Source organism: Priestia filamentosa (genome assembly GCF_900177535.1).
GTDB classification, from domain to species: domain Bacteria; phylum Bacillota; class Bacilli; order Bacillales; family Bacillaceae_H; genus Bacillus_I; species Bacillus_I filamentosa.
The window spans coordinates 1,098,590-1,118,457 of record NZ_FXAJ01000002.1 but is presented as its reverse complement, the minus strand read 5'-3'; the positions used below and the strand labels follow the sequence as shown (position 1 = coordinate 1,118,457).

At 35.8% G+C, this 19,868-nt stretch carries 16 protein-coding genes and 1 pseudogene; 14 read left to right on the top strand and 3 right to left on the bottom strand.

Annotated features, from left to right (window positions below; all coding sequences use genetic code 11):
* Window positions 1-315 precede the first annotated feature (315 nt).
* The gene (locus tag B9N79_RS12660) at window positions 316-1,446 is read left to right on the top strand and encodes an ABC transporter ATP-binding protein (protein WP_040061213.1); all 1,131 of its coding nucleotides are present in this window, start codon (window positions 316-318) and stop codon (window positions 1,444-1,446) included.
* A gap of 51 nt (window positions 1,447-1,497) precedes the next feature.
* Here B9N79_RS12660 and B9N79_RS12655 read toward each other — a convergent pair.
* Window positions 1,498-2,111 (bottom strand): annotated as a pseudogene (locus tag B9N79_RS12655) (DUF2306 domain-containing protein).
* Window positions 2,112-2,385: 274 nt separating this feature from the next.
* On the opposite strand from B9N79_RS12655, the gene B9N79_RS12650 reads away from it, so the two are divergent.
* The 5 genes from B9N79_RS12650 to B9N79_RS12630 all read left to right on the top strand — a co-directional run bounded on the left by B9N79_RS12650 (window position 2,386) and on the right by B9N79_RS12630 (window position 7,782).
* Window positions 2,386-3,852 (top strand): protein adenylyltransferase SelO, encoded by a 1,467-nt coding sequence (locus B9N79_RS12650; protein WP_040061214.1) that lies wholly within the window; start codon window positions 2,386-2,388, stop codon window positions 3,850-3,852.
* A 329-nt stretch (window positions 3,853-4,181) separates the two neighbouring features.
* A complete protein-coding gene (locus B9N79_RS12645; protein WP_046217585.1) occupies window positions 4,182-4,610 on the top strand; it encodes a phosphate-starvation-inducible protein PsiE in 429 nt (142 codons plus the stop codon).
* Entirely contained in the window at window positions 4,607-4,969 is a 363-nt protein-coding gene (locus B9N79_RS12640) for a Na-translocating system protein MpsC family protein (RefSeq protein WP_040061216.1), read from the top strand. Before B9N79_RS12645 ends, B9N79_RS12640 begins: the two co-directional genes overlap by 4 nt.
* A 337-nt stretch (window positions 4,970-5,306) precedes the next feature.
* A complete protein-coding gene (locus B9N79_RS12635; RefSeq protein ID WP_040061218.1) occupies window positions 5,307-6,281 on the top strand; it encodes an ABC transporter ATP-binding protein in 975 nt (324 codons plus the stop codon).
* A complete protein-coding gene (locus B9N79_RS12630; protein WP_040061220.1) occupies window positions 6,265-7,782 on the top strand; it encodes an ABC transporter permease/substrate-binding protein in 1,518 nt (505 codons plus the stop codon). The genes B9N79_RS12635 and B9N79_RS12630 overlap by 17 nt, the downstream gene beginning before the upstream one ends.
* A 36-nt stretch (window positions 7,783-7,818) precedes the next feature.
* Here B9N79_RS12630 and B9N79_RS12625 read toward each other — a convergent pair whose 3' ends face one another.
* Window positions 7,819-8,289, bottom strand: coding sequence for a hypothetical protein (locus B9N79_RS12625; protein ID WP_019393594.1), 471 nt, complete (start codon window positions 8,287-8,289; stop codon window positions 7,819-7,821).
* Window positions 8,290-8,464: 175 nt separating this feature from the next.
* Between B9N79_RS12625 and B9N79_RS12620 the strand changes: the two genes are divergently transcribed.
* The 6 genes from B9N79_RS12620 to B9N79_RS12595 all read left to right on the top strand — a co-directional run bounded on the left by B9N79_RS12620 (window position 8,465) and on the right by B9N79_RS12595 (window position 16,141).
* The gene (locus B9N79_RS12620) at window positions 8,465-10,132 is read left to right on the top strand and encodes a glycoside hydrolase family 13 protein (protein ID WP_040061222.1); all 1,668 of its coding nucleotides are present in this window, start codon (window positions 8,465-8,467) and stop codon (window positions 10,130-10,132) included.
* 79 nt (window positions 10,133-10,211) lie between these two features.
* Complete coding sequence (locus B9N79_RS12615; RefSeq protein ID WP_040061223.1) at window positions 10,212-11,849, top strand: PTS transporter subunit IIBC; 1,638 nt, start codon at window positions 10,212-10,214, stop codon at window positions 11,847-11,849.
* A 4-nt stretch (window positions 11,850-11,853) separates the two neighbouring features.
* A complete protein-coding gene (locus B9N79_RS12610) occupies window positions 11,854-12,639 on the top strand; it encodes an endonuclease/exonuclease/phosphatase family protein (RefSeq protein WP_040061226.1) in 786 nt (261 codons plus the stop codon).
* A gap of 118 nt (window positions 12,640-12,757) precedes the next feature.
* The gene (locus tag B9N79_RS12605) at window positions 12,758-14,086 is read left to right on the top strand and encodes a family 14 glycosylhydrolase (protein WP_040061228.1); all 1,329 of its coding nucleotides are present in this window, start codon (window positions 12,758-12,760) and stop codon (window positions 14,084-14,086) included.
* A 216-nt stretch (window positions 14,087-14,302) separates the two neighbouring features.
* Complete coding sequence (locus B9N79_RS12600) at window positions 14,303-14,578, top strand: hypothetical protein (RefSeq protein WP_040061230.1); 276 nt, start codon at window positions 14,303-14,305, stop codon at window positions 14,576-14,578.
* Between the two features lie 543 nt (window positions 14,579-15,121).
* Window positions 15,122-16,141: a LacI family DNA-binding transcriptional regulator gene (locus B9N79_RS12595; protein WP_019393600.1), complete on the top strand. Its 1,020-nt coding sequence runs from the start codon at window positions 15,122-15,124 to the stop codon at window positions 16,139-16,141.
* A gap of 130 nt (window positions 16,142-16,271) precedes the next feature.
* Here the strand turns inward: B9N79_RS12595 and B9N79_RS12590 are convergent, their stop codons facing one another.
* The gene (locus B9N79_RS12590) at window positions 16,272-17,456 is read right to left on the bottom strand and encodes a NupC/NupG family nucleoside CNT transporter (RefSeq protein ID WP_040061419.1); all 1,185 of its coding nucleotides are present in this window, start codon (window positions 17,454-17,456) and stop codon (window positions 16,272-16,274) included.
* Between the two features lie 643 nt (window positions 17,457-18,099).
* Between B9N79_RS12590 and B9N79_RS12585 the strand changes: the two genes are divergently transcribed.
* Together B9N79_RS12585 and B9N79_RS12580 are read left to right on the top strand one after the other, a co-directional pair.
* On the top strand, window positions 18,100-18,675 hold the full coding sequence (locus tag B9N79_RS12585; RefSeq protein ID WP_019393602.1) for a TetR/AcrR family transcriptional regulator: 576 nt from the start codon (window positions 18,100-18,102) through the stop codon (window positions 18,673-18,675).
* 121 nt (window positions 18,676-18,796) lie between these two features.
* Complete coding sequence (locus B9N79_RS12580; protein ID WP_040061235.1) at window positions 18,797-19,816, top strand: quercetin 2,3-dioxygenase; 1,020 nt, start codon at window positions 18,797-18,799, stop codon at window positions 19,814-19,816.
* The last annotated feature ends 52 nt before the right edge of the window (window positions 19,817-19,868 follow it).

Here is a 19,868-nt window from a genome sequence, read left to right as displayed (position 1 = left end):
AAATGGAAATTACTGACGCAATGCCAATTCATTGACCTCCTAAAATATCAATGAATTTTAAGTAGCTCAGCTATCATTGTTTTTGTAGAATGTGTGAATAAAATTCTATAGAAAATGTAATGAGTATTTCGCTAAAATTATGTAGAAAATTATTCAGGAATAGATTATTATTTTCTCATAAAGATAGAAGGAGATTTAAGGAATCTAGAAAGTTGTAATCTAAGTTTTTCTTATTCAAGAAAAAGGCGCATTATTTATAGATTTGTGTATAATCAAAGAAAACGCTTCCGAAGATAAAAAAAGGATGTGCTACATATGGCAGAATTAAAATTGGAAAATATATATAAAATGTATAATAAAGATGTAACAGCTGTTAAGGATTTTAATTTGCACATTCATGATAAAGAATTTATCGTCTTTGTTGGTCCTTCTGGTTGTGGAAAATCGACGACCTTACGTATGATTGCTGGACTTGAAGAGATTTCAAAGGGAGATTTCTATATTGACGGAAAACGAGTAAATGACGTAGCACCAAAAGATCGTGACATTGCCATGGTGTTTCAAAACTATGCCTTATATCCTCATATGACTGTCTATGATAACATGGCATTTGGTTTAAAACTGCGTAAATTTCAAAAAAGTGAAATTGATCAACGTGTACGAAATGCAGCTAAGATTCTAGGTCTTGAAGAATATTTAAAGCGAAAACCAAGCGCCCTTTCTGGTGGACAACGTCAACGTGTTGCGCTTGGCCGAGCCATCGTTCGTGACGCCAAAGTGTTCTTAATGGATGAGCCACTATCAAATTTAGATGCTAAGCTGCGTGTCCAAATGCGTGCAGAGATTGCTAAGCTGCATCAACGGCTACAAACTACAACTATCTATGTTACACATGACCAGACGGAAGCCATGACGATGGCCACAAGGCTTGTCGTTATGAAGGATGGGATTATTAATCAAATAGGAACACCAAAAGATGTTTATGAAAAACCAGAGAATGTATTTGTTGGTGGATTCATCGGTTCACCAGCTATGAATTTTTTCCGCGGAACATTAGCAGAAGGACTATTCCATATTGGTGATATCTCACTTAAAGTCCCTGAAGGAAAGATGAAATCCCTTCGAGAGCAAGGTTATATCGGGCAGGAGGTCATTTTAGGTATTCGTCCTGAAGACATTCACGATGAGCCTGTATTTAACGAGGCATCGCAAGGCACAAAAGTGAATATTAAAGTAGAGGTCGCTGAGTTGTTGGGTGCTGAAACGATGCTTTATTCTTCTATTAACGGAATTAACTTTGTTGCTCGCGTTGATGCACGTACCCAAATTCAAGCTTTACAGCATATTAATGTTGCTTTCAATCTAAATAAAGCTCATTTCTTTGATGAAACAACTGAGCAACGAATTCGTCCTGAAAATGAAAAATTTATTTCCTTTGCTAAATAATCAAGAGAGTTAGAGTCCTGGGTAAATATTGCTTAGGACTCTTTTGTTATCCTATTTGTGTATTTTATAATAAAGTTCTCCAACAATGAGATTAGGCACCCAAGCAAGCCAAGCGATAATAGCGTAACTAACTTCAAAATTCACTAGCCCAAATAACATCATAAACAGGGGCAACCAAAGTCTTAACGTGATCGCTGCAAAAGTTAAGGAGTAGTTTCTAATCATCCAATGGTAATGTGCAGAGATGTTTCTTTGTCGAATCATTCTTAACGCTTTGTATGCAGACTGTAACCATAACAAAGATAGGAATCCAAAACCTAACTTTGCTATCAGGCCTCCCGTTGCGTAACAAGCTAGATACAAACCTGAAAGATCTTCAAATAATATCCCAACCATATATACTTTTCCAAGTCGTCGATGACGTTTCAGATTTTTTCCCGAAATGTTTTTGATAATGTCAAAGGACCAATGATTAAGGAAACAAGGCTAGTGGTAATATGGATAAATAACATCATCTACCATAATGGACTTAGTTTATCGTGAAATAAGAGCTTCATCTGCACTAAACCAGCTTGCGTTCCATCCATAATAAAATATTAAACAATAATATAGCAGGCTACAGCAAAAATAAGCGTATTGAAAATCAACCATCCTCTTTTCTTCATTTTATTTCACCTACATTTATTCAATTTCATTTAAAAACAATTATACCATTTAATGCCTTTTTAAGAGACTTTAGACCTGAAAATATAATAGATATGGTGAGAAAAAGCGTGTTTTTTTCATTCTAAGCATTTAAGAACTTTATAAGAGGTAAAAAGGGTATAATATGCTAGTAGAGGCAGACAATAGGAGAGATTTCGTGCTTCTGCTGATATTTATTAAATAAACGTGTACTTTTCATCTTATACTATAAAAATGCAAGAGAAAGGAGATCAAATGACAAACGAGAAAGAACAAAACTGGAACTTAGATAACAGTTATACAAAGCTTCCGGCTATTTATTATTCCGTTATTAGTCCGAATCCTGTTTCATCCCCGCAAATGGTTAAACTGAATAAAACGTTAGCAACATCACTAGGATTAAATGTAGAAAAGCTGCAGGAGGAGGAAGGAATCGAGGTACTTGCCGGGAACAAAATTCCAGAGGGCGGTGCTTCGCTTGCTCAAGCATATGCAGGTCATCAATTTGGCGGCTTCACAATGCTTGGTGATGGACGTGCTCTTTTAATTGGTGAACAACTAACCCCAGCTGGAGAACGATTTGATCTTCAGCTTAAAGGATCAGGACGAACTCCTTATTCTCGTGGAGGTGACGGGAGAGCGGCACTTGGCCCAATGCTTCGAGAGTATATTATAAGTGAAGCAATGCATGCGTTAGGCATTCCAACAACGAGAAGTTTAGCTGTAGTATTAACAGGAGAGAGTATTTTTCGCGAAACAGAGCTTCCAGGCGCTATTTTAACTCGTGTTGGGGCAAGTCATCTTCGCTTTGGCACATTTCAATACGGAGCAAATTGGGGGAAAGTAGAAGATCTTAAAGAACTTGCTGATTATGCTTTAAATCGCCATTATTCTCATGTTGAACAAGGTGAGAATCCATATCTTACTCTTCTTGAAGAAGTAATTAAACGCCATGCTTCCCTCATCGCTAAATGGCAGCTTGTTGGGTTTATTCATGGTGTAATGAATACAGATAATATGACAATTAGCGGGGAAACAATCGATTATGGGCCTTGTGCTTTTATGAACGAATATGATCCTGAAACTGTATTCAGCTCGATTGATACTCAAGGTCGCTATTCATATGGAAATCAGCCTGGAATAGGCGGATGGAATCTTGCACGCTTTGCCGAAGCTCTACTGCCGCTTTTACATGAAAATGAAGAAGAAGCTCTGAAGTTAGCTCAAAATGCAATGGAAAAGTATCCTGAATTTTATCATCAAAACTGGCTCTCAGGTATGAGAAGAAAGCTTGGTTTATTCCAAGAACAAAAAGATGATCAGTCACTTATTGAGAAGTTGCTTGTCATGATGCACAAATATAAAGCTGACTATACGAATACATTCCGCTTACTAACAATGGGTAAAGCAGAAGATACAGTGCTCTATGGGAAAGAAGAGTTTACGGAATGGTATAAGCAATGGAAAATGCGATTAGAAAATCAATCAGAAGGAAAAGAATCTGTCGAAGATTTAATGAGTAAAAACAATCCTTTTGTCATTCCAAGAAATCATCTTGTGGAAGCAGCGTTAGAAGCAGCGGTTAACAAAGCAGACTATACTGTCATGGAGGAGCTTTTAGATGTTCTTTCCCAACCTTATAATTACGCTATAGAAAAAGAAAAGTACTGTTCATTACCTGCACCATCTAATCGTCCATATCAAACCTATTGTGGAACATAAGTGAAGGAAAGGCCATTTTGACTATGGCCTTTCTTTTACTTAGCTCAATTGTTGAAACTTTTTTGCAATAGAGTATAATAAAAAAGAAAAGAAGTTTATTGATAAAGAATGATCTTTATCTTTGACAACTTTTCTCTCGTAATTCTAATATAACGGGACAGATAGTGAGTATTATAAAATGCTTAATTATTAACCCATCATAAAGAAAATTGTGTAGTTTTACACAGGTTTCTTTATGATGGGTTTTTTTATGAAAAAAGGAGGAAGTCAAACGGATTCTATCAATATTATTTCTTGGTAAAGAACTTTATAGAACAGGAGAAAGAAACATGTTAAAAATGATTGTGATGAAACGAAGGAATTATTTAATCTCGCTTTATCAATGGATATTAAATCTTTCTTTAATTTTACTTAGTTTTATTCTTATTTTTTTTCTATTTAAAGAGCTTTTTGAAATTATAAATGATGTAATAGAGGGAAACACTAACGTTCACCATATTCTTGGAAAAGTATTAAGTTTTTTTCTTTACTTTGCTTTTATCTCAACGATTATGACTTATTTTAAAGAAAGTCACCACTTTCCGTTAAGCTATCTATTGTATATTGGTATCACCGCTACAATCCGCTTTATTATTGTAAACAATAGCTATCAAATTGGAAGTTTGTTTTTGTCAATCGGGATTGTGGCTCTTACCATTAGTTATTTACTGTTAACAAAGAAAACAGAGAAAACAAGAAAAGGGGAAATAGAGGGATGAGTCGAGCATTTGAACATGAATTCAGCAGTTTAGTACGTGAAACACGTAAAGAACATGTTGGGAATGGACCAAGAGAAATTACAACTCGTTTTATTGGTACATGGGCAATTAGTGAGATGAAGGGGAACCTTACAAACGTGGAGAAATTTATGATTAAAAGCCCAGACGGAGAACGGATGGTACGGGAAGCGAGAACATCTTTAATTAAGAAAATTTATGAGAATCCAGAGTTAGTAAGGAAATTTGAAAAACTTGTTGGAGCAAAGCTTATTAGAATGTTTTCGGACATTAATATTGGAGAAGATATTGCGATGACAATCTTTGTTTTTGACGGGAATTTAGAAGAGAAGTCACGGTGAAAAAGCCTGTTTGATTTTATCAAACAGGCTTTTTTTAAAGGTTTAGCTTGTGACACACTTTCTTAATGATCCTATATGGAACATGGGCTTTTTAAAAGAGTTATTAGTAATTATTTACAAAAGAAGAGCTGTGATCTTCCTAGTTGTTCATAAACAACAAGTTCATTACCTATTTAAACTAGCAGAAAGAGGATAACTATTTTATTCTATTGAAAAGAGAAGGTTATATGCTGTTATACTAAAAAGTAAAATAGATAAATTTATACTTATTTATCTAACACTTTAAGATGAGAGAGATTTTAGCATATTATTTCACAACTTAACAAGGAGTAACAAGATGATTAAATTTTCCAATGTATCTAAAAGATACGATAGTAAGGAAGTCCTTCACTCTCTAAACTTAGAAATAAAAGAAGGCGAATTTTTTATATTAGTAGGACCAAGTGGATGTGGAAAGACAACAACACTTAAAATGATCAATCGTTTAGTCGGTTTATCAGATGGAACCATTTATATTCATAACAAAAGTATTGAAGATTATGATATCCATGAACTTCGCTACAATATCGGTTATGTGCTGCAACAAATTGCTCTTTTTCCACATATGACAGTTTCTGAAAACATTGCGATTGTCCCTGAACTCAAAAAATGGAGTCGAGAGAAGATTAAAGGACGCGTTGATGAGTTGTTAACAATGGTTGGATTAGATCCAAAGCAGTATCGAAACCGTAAACCAGATGAGCTTTCAGGAGGAGAGCAGCAGCGCGTTGGTGTTGTTCGTGCTCTTGCCGCAGATCCTGATATTCTTCTCATGGATGAGCCTTTTAGTGCGCTTGATCCCCTAAGTCGCGAAAAGCTACAGGATGATATCATTCGTCTTCAGCAAAAGATTCGCAAAACCATTATTTTTGTTACGCATGACATGACAGAGGCGTTAAAGCTCGGTACGCGTATTTGCGTTATGAAAGGCGGAGAAATAGAACAAATTGGAACACCAGAAGAGATTGTACATCATCCTAAGAGCGATTTTGTGAAAAAGTTTGTTGGGCTGCAGAAAACTTCATTAGAAAAAGAAATAAAGGCAGAGCAGCTTTTAAGCTCAGCACTTCTAGAAAACGATGTTCTTCAGTCATTATCTAAAATCTCCGCTACTGCTTCTTTAAAAGAAGTGCTAGCTTCTCTAAAAATCGAAGAGGAAGTAGCTGTTGAAAAAGAAGGTTTTGTGATAGGGAAAATTGATCGAAAGACGGTTATTCAATATTTAGCAGAAACAGAAGATGAAAAGGATGACAAACATGAATCAGTTTATTGATGCAGTAGGAGAACGAAAAGGGGATCTTTTAAGCGCCCTACTAGAACATATTCAAATTTCTTTTATCGCCTTACTTTTTGCCGTCGTGATTTCTATTCCGCTCGGCATTTACATTACAAGAAAGCCGAAAATAGCAGAGGTGGTAATTGGTATTACCGCTGTTTTGCAAACCATTCCTTCACTCGCTCTTCTTGGATTACTTATTCCTTTAATGGGTATTGGAAAAGTTCCAGCGGTTATTGCACTTATCGTTTATGCGCTACTTCCTATTTTAAGAAATACATATACAGGCATAAAAGAAGTGGATTCCTCACTTATTGAAGCTGCCAAAGGAATGGGAATGAATGGTCGAAAACGATTGTTAAAAGTAGAACTCCCGCTTGCAATGCCCGTTATTATGGCAGGGATTCGAACAGCGACCGTATTAATTATCGGAACAGCTACGCTTGCTGCTTTCATTGGAGCGGGCGGTCTTGGGGAACTTATTATGCTTGGAATTGATCGGAATGACACAAACCTTATTATTATTGGCGCTGTCCCTGCTGCTATTTTAGCTATTCTGTTTGATGTGATATTGCGTCGTTTTGAAAAGCTTTCATTTAAGAAGTCTATTGTTGTTTTAACAACCTTTATTGTAGCTATTGCACTCCTTATTATTATTCCTTTTGCAGCAAACGGTGGGAAAGAGAAGTTTGTAATTGCAGGAAAGCTAGGAGCAGAACCCGAAATTTTAATTAATATGTACAAGCTTTTGATTGAGCAAGATACAGATTTAACAGTAGAAATTAAGCCTGGGTTTGGAGAAACATCTTTTGTCTATAGCGCTCTAAAATCAGGAAGCATTGACCTTTATCCTGAATTTACGGGAACAGCAATTAATGAGTTTTTGAAAGAGCCTCCTATAAGTACGGATCGAAAAGAAGTATATAATCAAGCTAAAGAAGGAATGAAAGAAAAATTCGATTTAGCTTTATTAAAACCGATGAACTATAATAATACGTATGCGCTTGCTGTTCCGAAACAGCTTGCACAAGAATATAACTTAAACACAATTTCAGATTTGAAAGCCGTTGAAAACAGTATGAAAGCTGGATTTACAGGTGAATTTACAGACCGAGAAGATGGTTATAAAGGCATCCAAAAGAAATATAACCTTGAGTTTGGAAGCGTTGTAACGATGGCTCCAAAGCTGCGCTACAATGCGGTGAAAAAAGGAGACATTACGGTTGTAGATGCTTATTCAACAGATAGTGAATTACGAGAATATAACCTTGTTGTGCTAGAAGATGATCAACATCTCTTCCCGCCATATCAAGGCGCTCCGTTATTGCGAGAAGAAACGTTAAAAGAGCATCCTGAACTTCGCGATACGTTAAACAAACTTGGGGGTAAAATTACTGATGATGAAATGCGCGAAATGAATTACAAAGTAAATGTGGAAGGAAAAAAACCTTCAACAGTTGCAAAAGAGTATTTAAAAAAAGAAGAACTTCTTCAATGAAAAAAGGGGAACTTGGACACCAAGTTCCCCTTTTTCTTATCCTCTTTCAACGCTTCTCCACCAATTATCAATAAGGCGATGCCAGTTATAAAAAAGCGTACTTCTTGGAGAGAGAGAAATGCGGCCAAAATCAGGCTCATCAAATACTTCGCTTCCTAATACATGGACAGCATCGTGCAAAGACGTTTCCTGCAAAAAGCGTCCGAGTTCGTCACCAGAACGGAAAGAAGAAGGGTTGCTTCGAATACGGTTTTCAGCTTCTTCAAGTTCTCTTGTCCATCCCGGATGTCTTTTAATTTGATTAGGAACAGCGCGCCATGGTTCAACCCAATCTAAATTTAATCCTTGGCTGTTATACCACTCGAGACATCTTTCCATAAACTCACGGTGAAAGGAAAGGAATTCAATGCCATCTCCCGCCCGAAGATTCCCCATGTTCATATGCTCATGGTGCCATGTTTCATGCTCGCGGATGAAGTGCTCCGGAAAATTTGAGATTCTAGTCATACTACCACTCCTTATATAGGTTTTCCTTTTACAATATTCATCATAGAAAAAAGTGTTTGGACACTAGTTGTTTGTCTTTCTAACTTTGTAAAACTTTTCAATAATAAATTTGTGCAAACGGTTGCGCAGATGATCTTGAGTGTGGTATTTTAAAAATATAGAAAGGGAGGTTCATATGAAAAAACAATGGTGGAAGGAAGCGATTGCATATCAAATTTATCCGCGAAGCTTTATGGATTCTAATGGTGATGGAATCGGGGATATTAAGGGAATCTTATCAAAGTTAGATTATTTGAAAGAGCTTGGCATTGATGTGATTTGGATTAGTCCAATTTACAAATCGCCTAATGATGATAACGGTTACGATATTAGCGATTACAAAGCAATTGCTGAAGAATATGGTACATTAGACGATTTTGATGAACTGTTAGAAGCGGTACATAAACGAGGAATGAAACTTATTATGGATCTTGTGATTAATCATACATCAGACGAACATCCTTGGTTTATTGAATCTCGTTCTTCAAAAGATAATAAATATCGAGACTACTATATTTGGAGAGATGGAAAAGAGGCAAGAGAGCCAAACAACTGGGAGTCTATTTTTGGAGGTTCTGCTTGGGAATACAATGAAGAGACAGACGACTATTATTTACACGTTTTCTCAAAAAAACAGCCTGACTTAAATTGGGAAAATCCTGCTGTAAGAGAGAATTTGTACGAGATGGTAAACTGGTGGCTAGATAAAGGAATTGATGGATTTAGAGTTGATGCTATTTCTCATATTAAAAAAATTGAAGGATTACCAGATCTGCCTAATCCTGATGGTAAACGCTATGTTTCCTCTTTTGCCGGGCACATGAATAAAGAAGGAATTCAACCTTTTCTAGAAGAGTTAAAACGAGAAACATTTAGCAAATATGATATTATGACAGTTGGAGAAGCAAATGGTGTAAGTGTTGAGGATGGATCCCTTTGGGTTGGAGAAGAAGAAGGAAAGTTTAATATGGTTTTCCAATTTGAACATTTAGATCTTTGGGGAAAAGGGATAGATGGAAAGATTGACATTCGTACATTAAAAGAAGTACTCACAAAGTGGCAAAAAGGATTGCACAATATCGGATGGAATGCGCTTTTTTTAGAAAATCATGATCAGCCACGTTCTGTTTCGACATGGGGAGACGACGGTGACTATTGGTTAGAATCCTCAAAAGCTTTAGCAACAATGTATTTTCTTATGCAAGGAACGCCGTTTATTTATCAAGGACAAGAGATTGGGATGACAAATGTTCAATTTTCTTCCATTAAAGATTATAATGATGTAGCAATTAAAAACTTATATAAGGAAGAAAGAGAAAAAGGAAAGTCTCATGAAGAAATCATGCCAATCATTTGGAAAAATGGGCGTGACAATTCCAGAACTCCGATGCAGTGGGATAGAACAGAAAATGCAGGATTTTCGGAAGGAACACCATGGATAAAGGTCAATGAAAACTATAAAAATATCAATGTAGAAAAAGCTTTAGATGATCCTCATTCTCTTTATCATTATTACAAGAAGCTTATTAGTCTTAGAAAAGAAAAAGAGGTTCTTGTTTATGGAGACTACCATCTTATTCTTGAAGAAGATGACAAAATTTATGCTTATACAAGAACATTAGGAGAAGAAAAAGTACTTGTTATGGTAAATTTATTTAAAGAACGTGCTCACTTCCATTTGCCTTTAGAATATAAAGGGAGCGCATATCAGTTGTTATTAAGCAACTATGATATAAAGGAAGAACAAAATGCTAATCATATTGTACTACAACCGTATGAAGCAAGAGTGTATAGACTAGATTGAAAAAAATGAGTTTCAAATGACTAATAAATGTAAGCGCAGACATAGGGGTTAGATTTTTCAAAAGGGAGGAGAAATGAAAATGAAAAAGTTTCTTTCATTTGACTTTTGGCAAAAGTTTGGAAAGGCATTATTAGTTGTTGTAGCGGTCATGCCTGCAGCTGGTATTATGATATCACTTGGAAAGCTTGTAGGAATGATGGGCGCAGACATCTCCTTTGTGCAAACGATTGCGCTGGTTATGGAGGATATCGGTTGGGGGATTATTAACAACCTTCACGTTTTATTTGCTGTTGCAATTGGGGGTTCATGGGCAAAGGAACGTGCGGGAGGAGCATTTGCTGCTTTAATCGCATTCATTTTAATGAACCGAATTACAGGGGCAATATTTGGTGTGAAAAGCGAGATGCTTACAGATCCTGAGGCAACTGTTCAATCTTTATTTGGGCAAGAGCTTATTGTAAAAGATTACTTCACATCTATTTTAGGCGCACCAGCCCTAAACATGGGAGTTTTTGTTGGAATTATTGCTGGATTTTTAGGTGCTAATCTTTTTAATAAATATTATAACTATGATAAACTTCCAAATTCGCTCTCATTCTTTAATGGAAAACGATTTGTACCATTTGTTGTTATTGCAGGTTCTGTTGTAACCGCTCTTATTCTCTCGATTATATGGCCATTTATTCAAGGGTCATTAAATAGCTTTGGACAATGGATTGCAACATCTCGTGATAGTGCGCCAATCCTAGCTCCGTTTGTGTTTGGGGCATTAGAACGACTCTTGCTGCCATTTGGACTTCATCATATGTTAACGGTTCCAGTGAACTATACAGAACTTGGAGGAACATATAAAATTTTAACGGGTCCTGGAGCAGGTTCAATTGTTGCAGGGCAAGATCCATTATGGCTTGCATGGGTTGGAGACTTAAATAACTTCCTTTCAGCAGGAGATACAGAAAGCTATAAAGCATTATTAAATGATGTAACGCCTGCCCGATTTAAAGTTGGACAGATGATTTTATCGTGCGCAGCATTAATCGGAATTGCACTTGCAATGTACCGAAATGTTGATCGTGAGAAACGCTCAAAATATAAATCAATGTTTTTATCTGCTGGATTAGCTGTATTTTTAACAGGAGTAACAGAACCAATTGAATTTATGTTTATGTTTGCAGCACCAATTCTTTATATTATCTATGCTATTATGACAGGGCTTGCATTTGCAGTCGTTGACATCATTGATGTTCGTGTTCATGCGTTTGGGGTTATTGAGCTTATTACGCGAACACCAATGATTGTAAAAGCAGGATTATGGCTCGATTTACTCAACTTCGTTCTAGCCTGCCTTGTTTTCTTTGGATTAAACTTTGCTGTTGCAAACTTTATGATTAAACGATTTAACTTCCCAACACCAGGGCGGAACGGAAACTATATTGAAGAAGAACAGGAAGGAAAAGAAAGCACTTCTGTCAAAAATGATTCACTTGCACCTGTTATTATTGGCCTTTTAGGAGGGCAAGGGAATATTGAAGAAGTTGATGCTTGTATGACTCGCTTACGCGTAACAGTAAAAGATACAAACCTTGTAGCAGATGAACAAGAATGGAAGAAGAACGGAGCGCTTGGTCTTATTCTAAAAGATAAAGGTGTTCAAGCTATTTATGGACCAAAAGCAGATGTATTAAAATCAGACATTCAAGATGTGTTAGGGGCATAGCAGGATGAAGCTGCTTACATTAAATTGTCATTCATGGCAGGAAGACAATCAGTTAGATAAACTAGCCTTACTCGCTGAAAAGGTTAGCAATGAAGAGTATGATGTGATTGCTCTCCAAGAAGTTAGTCAGCATAAAGATTCAGCATTCATTCATGAAAATGTAAGAGAAGACAATTATGCTTTTTTATTGAAAAAAGAGCTTGAAAGAAGGGGAAAGAAACATTACGAATTTATATGGGATTTTTCTCATATAGGCTACAGCGTATTTGAGGAAGGAGTAGCTCTTCTTACAAGACATCCTGTTAATGAATGGTCTTCCTTTTTCATTTCTAAAAGTGAAGACCAGAATTTTTGGAAAACAAGAAAAGTTGTTGGAGCTCGCATTTCTTATAAGGGAGAAAACATCACATTTTATTCTTGTCATCTTGGCTGGTGGGATGATAAAGAAGAGCCGTTTCAGTTTCAAGTTGATACCCTTCTTGCAAATATTAAAAGAGAGCAAGCTTTTTATTTAATGGGAGACTTCAACAATGATGCGAGTATAAAAGGAGAAGGCTATGATTACTTACTAAGTCAGGGGCTTTACGACTTGTACAATCAGGCAGAAGAAAAAGATCATGGAATAACAGTGGAGGGGAAGATAGATGGGTGGAGTCAAAATACGCAAAACCTCCGTCTTGATCTTATTCTTTCAAACGTTTCAATTCAACCACGCTGTTTAAAAACGGTTTTTAATGGAAGGGAACAACCTATTATATCTGATCATTTTGGAATAGAAGTAAAAATATAAACGGTGCAGCACAGATAAAACACAAGTGAAGGTTCCTGTTAAAGGGGATCGCTTGTGTTTTTTCTTATTGAATGCATCATTTATTTTTCCACTACAATAAAGAAGGAGAGTTTAATCAATGAAAAAATTATGGTGTGCTTTCTTAGCTCTTTCACTCGTTTTTACAGCTTTTCTTTCGCCAACACAAGCTGAAACCAACGAAAATTATAAGCTATATGTTATGGCTCCTTTAGAAAAAATTACAGATTGGGAAGATTTTAAGAGAAAGTTAGAACAATTAAAGGAAAATGGCGTATATGCTTTAACAACAGATATATGGTGGGGGCTTGTTGAAGGAGAAGGGGATAATCAGTTTGATTGGAGTTATTATAGAAAATATGCTGAAGTTGTTGAAACTTCTGGATTAAAATGGGTTCCTATTTTATCTACTCACCAATGTGGTGGAAATGTTGGAGATCAATGTGACTATCCTATTCCAACGTGGTTATGGAATGAAGACAAAATAGAAAACATGGCTTTTAAAAGTGAGAGTGGCTATATCAATCGAGAAGCTCTTGCACCATGGTGGAAAGGAACGGAAAAGCAATATGACGAATTGTATAAATCATTCGCACGTCATTTTTTAGATAAAAGGGAGCTTATTGTAAAAATCTATCTAAGCGGAGGGCCTGCAGGTGAAATAAGATATCCCTCATATCAAGGTGGGGACAGTTGGGAATATCCTGAACGAGGGAAGCTTCAAGCCTATTCAGAAGGAGCGGAACGAGATTTTCAAAAGGCAATGCGTAAAAAGTATGCTACGTTAAAAAATGTGAACAATGCTTGGGGAAAGAAACTGAAAAATTGGGAAGATATAGAGCCACCGCATAATGCGGATGCTTTTTTTACAAATAGTGAAGTCTATTATTCTCAGTATGGAAAAGATTTTATGATATGGTATCAAGGAGCTCTTGAACAGCACTTATCAAAAATAGCGAAAGCCGCTCATAAGCGCTTTGATCCTCTTTTTAACGTGCCAATTGGAGCTAAAATTTCAGGCGTTCATTGGAAGATGAATGATCCGGTTATGCCACACTCTGCTGAATATAGCGCAGGATACTATAACTATGCTAAACTGCTTGATCAATTTAAAGCATCCCGCTTAGCCCTTACTTTTACATGCCTAGAGATGAAGGATAATCAAGCATACGAATCCCCTTACTATAGTGCTCCTGAAACATTAGTTGCTCAAATTGCTAATCTAGCAAAGGAACGAGGGATTTCGTTAAATGGAGAAAATGCTCTTGCTTTAACAGGAAACGAGTGGGGATTTAAAAATGCATCAGAAAAGATTTCTACTCATGGGTTTGATGGATTTACATTGTTAAGAATGGATTATTTGTTTGATAGTGAGGGAAATCGTACAAACGAATTTAATATGATGGTTCATTACTTCATTTCCCCTTGATTTTCTGCCCTTACATTAAAAGAAAGAGGATGTTTAAAGTTAAGAATAATAGATAAACCCTTCGATCATACATGAAGAAGTATGATCGAAGGGTTCATTAATATGAGCTTATCTCTAAAGGGCATAATGCTTAAAACTAGTTATTCGTACAAGCATATTTTTAAAAAAAACGTATAATACATTGCAAGTCATTTTTCACTTTAGGAGTGATAACTTATGAACTGGGATGAGTTTATGTTTGGTAAATGTAATAAGAAAGATAGAGATGATCAAGAAGATAAATACTATTTTGAAAGAAAACGTGAAGATAAGAAAGACAGATGTTGTAAAGAAGATAAACGCGAGAATAAATATTATGTTGAAAGCAAACATGATATGAACTGGGATGAATTTATGTTTGGTAAGTGTACTAAAAAAGATAGAGACTATCAAGAAGATAAATACTATTTTGAAAAAAAACGTCATGAGGATAAGAAAGATAGATATTATTAAAGGGTAAGCTAAGTTTTTAAGATTCTAATAGGCTGGGTATATCGTTATGTAGAAAGCTGTTGGAACCTTTGTATCCAGCGGCTTTTCTGTATTATAAGATATTTTTACGTAAATTAGTTTCGTAAGTTAGGAGCTTTAAAAACAGAAGAAATTAATTCACCCTTTTTACATGGAGAAGATAAATCATGAAATTGGACAACAAGGATTTCAATAGTAATAACGTCTCCTTTTATAATTTGAGGACAAAGAATATCAGTCTTCCTTAAAGATGTACTATATATATTAGACTTTTTTTAAAGCTGCCTGTGTGCCTGTGCTAGTTGTATGTTTTATATTTTTGGGATTGAATAAGATCTATTAAAATTTATCACTCTAGTCAATTTTAAATAGATAAATTAATGGAAGGTTATTAATGTAACAGTGTACGTAATTATGAAAAGCATTGTGTCTAAATATAAGGCTTTTTTATTGTAGCATGCCATTGGAAAAGGAAGTGCATTTCGTTTACAATAATATGTAGAAGATAGATCAGGAGGAAGGATTATGGCAGTCACGATTAAGGATGTAGCAAAACTAGCCAATGTAGCACCATCAACGGTTTCAAGAGTTATTGCAAACAATACAAGAATAAGTGAAAAAACAAAAAGACGGGTAAGAGAAGCGATGGAGGAATTAGGTTATCATCCTAATCTGAACGCAAGAAGTCTTGCGAATAGCTCAACCAAAACGCTTGGTCTTGTGATGCCAAGTTCTGCTGAAAAGGCCTTTCAAAATCCTTTTTTTCCTGAAGTGTTGCGGGGCATAAGTACAAAAGCACATGAGGAAAAATATGCACTACTCATTTCAACAGGAGTAACAGAAAAAGAAATTTATGAAGCAGTTGTTGGCATGGTACAAGGAAGACGGGTTGATGGAATTGTTATGCTTTATTCACGAGAGGACGATCAAATTATTGATTATCTTTTAGATGTCAATTTTCCCTTTACGGTAATTGGCAAGCCGTTTCAAAATGAAGAACAAATTACATATATTGATAATGATAATTACAAAGCAGGCAAAGATGCTACAAATTACTTGCTTGAACTCGGTCATGAGCGTATTGGCTTTATTGGTGGAGATATTAGCTTTATGTTTACAAACGATCGCTTACTAGGATATAAAAAAGCTCTCCAACAGAAAGGGATTTCATTAAGGAGTCGTTATATTGTCCATGAAGAGCTAACAGAAGAAGAAATGAAAAAAGAGATAGTATATCTTATGAGTTTAGAAGACTGTCCAACAGCTCTAGTTGTTGCAGATGATTTTGTAGCGCTTAAAGTACTTTATATTTTAGCTGAACTAGAGATTTCTGTTCCAAAAGCCGTTTCTGTGATAAGTTTCAATAATCTCTTGCTCGCAGAGGTTTCAACTCCTTCTTTAACGTCTGTTGATATCAATATCTACAAATTAGGATATGAAGCTGCAGATTGCTTGTTGAAACAGCTTGCAACATCTTCAAAGGAACGTAAGAAGATTACTGTTGAGCATCAGATTATTAAGCGGCATTCTACTGATGTTCGTTAGTATTATCCAAAAGCAGAGCATAAATTAAGATATACACTTCAAGAAATATGAGAAGAAGACTTAGGCATTCCATACTAAAAAGTGCTGAAACGAAAAAAAAGAACTTCATATGAAGTTCTTTTTTTATAGGCTATAAAATGAAGCTGACGATAATGGCTGATAAGAAACTAACAAGAACAGCTCCGTATAGTAAGCGAAGCCCAAAACGAGCTACAACGTTACCTTGTTTTTCACTTAGTCCTTTAACAGCTCCCGATAAAATGCCGATTGAAGAAAAGTTAGCAAATGAAACTAAAAATACAGAGACAATGCCTAACGTTCTTGGACTAAATTCAGACGCCATTTCAGATAAGTTCATCATGGCAACAAATTCATTTGTTACCATCTTCGTTGCCATAATCCCTCCAGCTGAAACAACTTCAGATGCAGGAATTCCCATTATAAAAGCGAATGGAGCAAAAACATAGCCAAGCAAATGTTGGAAGGTAACGCCAAAAATCATCTCAAAAACGCTATCAATTCCTTCCATTAGTGCGACAAATCCAATGAGCATAGCGCCCACAATAACCGCTACTTTAAATCCATCTAAAATATATTCACCTAGCATCTCAAAAAACGTTTGCTTTTCTTCGTCTTGATCCGCTTCTAAAAGGTCTGTTTCAGGTGAAACTTTATATGGGTTAATAATTGAAGCAATCATAAATCCACCAAACAAGTTCAAAACAATGGCTGTTACAACATATTTAGGTTCAATCATTGTCATATAAGCTCCGACGATTGACATTGAAACCGTCGACATTGCGGACGTGCAAAGTGTGTAAAGTCGGTGTGGAGGTAATTTATCAAGCTGCTTTTTAACTGTGATAAATACTTCTGATTGCCCAACAATTGCTGAAGCAACGGCATTGTAAGATTCAAGTTTTCCCATGCCATTAATTTTACTAAGGCCAAGCCCAATCCATTTCATGACGAACGGAAGAACTTTGATATGCTGAAGGATGCCAATTAAAGCTGAAATGAACACAATCGGAAGAAGAACAGTTAAGAAAAAGGGAGCTTCCCCGTCATTTGCAATGCCACCGAAAACAAAAGCAATCCCTGCGCTGGCATAATCTAATAGCGTTGAAAATGTTGTGGCAATGGCATCAATAACAACAAATCCAAACTTTGTATTAAGAAGTACAATTGCCAACAAAAGTTGTAAAATGACCATGACCAAAAGTGGCTTATATTTGATTTCTTTCCGGTCTTTGCTTATTAAAAAAGCTAGTCCGAATACAATAAGGAGACCTAAAATCCCCACTAAATATTTCATATATCCCTCCATAAGTTTTGCAAAAAGAGAACCATTTCCTTTGTAGAGCAAATAAGGCAAATCAACATAAGTTCACTAAAATATATTCTCCAATATAGTAAAAAACTTTCTCTATACTGAATAGAAGGGATAAGGCTTCATAAGTTTCAGCTTTTATTTTGGAAAAGCCAGTTAAGTAGAAAATGAAGAGAACCCCTTTTTAAACAGGAAGAAAAGTCAGTTGAAAAAGGATACCGAAGTATCTCGTATTTGTGTCTACAAGAGATATATGGAAGCTCTTTGCGTTTTATCTATCATATTGTATATTAATAAAAATGATTCTACAATAATTTATAAGAGAGAATTTTATAAATTTCTTTATTTGAGCGGCAAACGTATAAGAAAGAAAAATCCCTCTTTCTCATTGACTTAATATGGAGATAGCATTGTTTAAGAGAAGAGGGTAAGTATACTCAAAATGTTTATAAAAGAGTTATAATATATATACCATTGTATTAGGGGAAGCATTTTTTAAAAGAGTTGTTTATTTTAGTAGAAGATGAAAAAAGCATACATTTAACGATTACAAGTAGTTTTTGACTTTTGAACGTTCGTTTTCTATACTTAAACCGATTGGTCTTCATAATAGGTAGGAGGAAGTTTGATGAAAGTGAAAGGTGAAGCAAGAGAACGAATTATTCAAACAGCAGCATATCTTTTTCAATTGCAAGGATATCATGCAACAGGTTTGAATCAAATTATAAAAGAAAGTGGATCACCTCGAGGCTCTGTTTATTATCACTTTCCTAATGGAAAAGAGGAGCTAGCAATTGAAGCTGTAAAATATACAGGTGAATATATTGAAAAACAAATTAAAGAGAGCATGGCAAAAAGCTTAGACCCTGTTGAAGCCATTCAACATTTTATAAGTGTAACAGCTAACCAGTTTAATGATCCAGAACGTATTGAAGGAATTCCTGTTGGATTATTAGCAAGTGAAACAGCTCTCATTAGTGAACCTTTGCGATGTATATGTGTGGAAGTTTTTAAAAATTGGGCTGATATTTTTGCTGATAAATTAATGCAATATGGATATGAAAAGGACGAAGCAGAAGATCTTGGAATGACTATCAACTCGATGATTGAAGGCGGCGTTATGTTTTCGTTAGCACACAAAGATAAAGGGCCTCTTCTTCTTATTTCAAAGCAAATCCCATATATTTTACGAAAAAAAGGGTAGCATTTTGTTACTCTTTGCTTTATAATCAAAAATTGTAGACCGGTCGGTACACAAAAATATGCAAATTGGTCTATTGCGAGTATAATTATATAGATCGGTCTAATATAGAGGAGGAAATATAATGGCAACATTAACAAGTAAATTACCAAAAGAAAAAGTACCTTATTTATTACGAAATGGGGAGGGTCCACGCTATCTCTTTGGACGTCAAGTAGCTACAATTATGGCAAATGGAAAAAGCACAGGCGATATGTTTGAAATCGTCTTACTTGCAGGTGGCAAAGGAGATGCTTTTCCCCTTCATTTTCATAAAGAAACACATGAAGGCATTCTTGTTTTAGATGGAAAAGTAGAACTCATCCTTAATGGAGAAAAACATCTTCTTGTATCAGGAGATTATGCTCAAATTCCAGCAGGCACAACTCACAGCTACACAATGCAAAGTCATCGCACCCGCCTTGTTTCATATACAATGAAAGGAAATGTTGCGAACTTCTATACTGAAATTGGTACACCTTATGAACATGTGGAACATCCTCCATATGGAGAAGAATTAGCATATGAGCGTTTCTTGCAAGGTGCAGCTCTTTCAGATATTGAGTTTGTATCAAACGAACAAAGCGTAGAAGGAGAAGCGATACTTGTAACAAATGCAACACGTCCTGAGGAAGTTGTTCCATATGTCCTTGAATCGGGAGAAGGTGATCGTCTTCTAACAGGTGACCAGCTTCATCGAATTGTTGCGGCACAAACAAATACAGATGGACAATTTATCGTTGTTTCATCTGAAGGACCAAAAGGCGATCGCATCGTTGATCATTATCATGAACATCATACAGAAACTTTTTATTGCCTAGAAGGTCAAATGACAATGTGGGCAGATGGGGAAGAAATTCAGTTGAATCCTGGAGATTTTCTGCACGTTCCAGCTCATACTGTTCATTCATACCGTTTAGATTCTCCATATACAAAAATGGTAGGAGTACTTGTATCAGGTCTGTTCGAACCATTCTTCCGTACTTTAGGTGATAAGTACGATGCTCATATTTTCCCAGCTGAACCTCAGGCACTTCGTTTTGATCGAGTAGTTGCAAATATTCATAATCTTGATCTAAAGATGGCGAATCAAGAGAACAAATGAAAATGATAAAGGTTAGAGAGAGAGTTCTCTCTGACCTTATTTAATTAAATGT